Source organism: Paenibacillus contaminans (genome assembly GCF_003285015.1).
In the GTDB taxonomy this organism is placed as follows: Bacteria; Bacillota; Bacilli; order Paenibacillales; family NBRC-103111; genus Paenibacillus_V; species Paenibacillus_V contaminans.
In genome coordinates this window covers 1-460 of the sequence record NZ_QMFB01000092.1, presented here as the reverse complement: position 1 = coordinate 460, position 460 = coordinate 1, and the positions used below count along the sequence as shown (strand labels likewise).

Sequence of the window (460 nt, the reverse complement as noted above, 5' to 3'; positions counted from 1 at the left end):
GCAACAGCAGTCCGTGGCTCATCTGGCCGTACAGGCCATAGCAGCGCAACAGCAACAACAGCTCCTACCAACACTCAGCCAACTAGCCCTAGCGAACCCTACAGCCTACTTGCAACAACAGCTTCTCCCATCCAACCCACTTGCTGTGGCGAACGTCGCTACGTACCTGCAGCAGCAGCAACAGCTGCAACAGATCCTACCACTGCTCAGTCAACTAGCTGTGGCAAACCCTGCCACCTATCTGCAACAGCAACAACTGCTTCCATTGAACCAACTGGCTCTGGAGAACGCTGCTGCATACCTACAACTACAACAGCTGCTGCCAGTTAACCCACTAGCAGTAGCTAACCCATTGGCTGCAGCCTTCCTGCAGCAGCAACAATTTCAGCCGTTTAACAACCAGATATCTTTGATGAATCCTGCCTTGTCATGGCAGCAACCCTTTGTTGGAGGTGCCGTC

At 53.3% G+C, this 460-nt stretch carries 1 protein-coding gene; it reads left to right on the top strand.

Features of this window, described 5'->3' with window-relative positions; genetic code table 11:
- A partial coding sequence (locus DQG23_RS41675; protein WP_146762494.1) for a hypothetical protein occupies window positions 1-460 on the top strand: 460 nt, incomplete at both ends.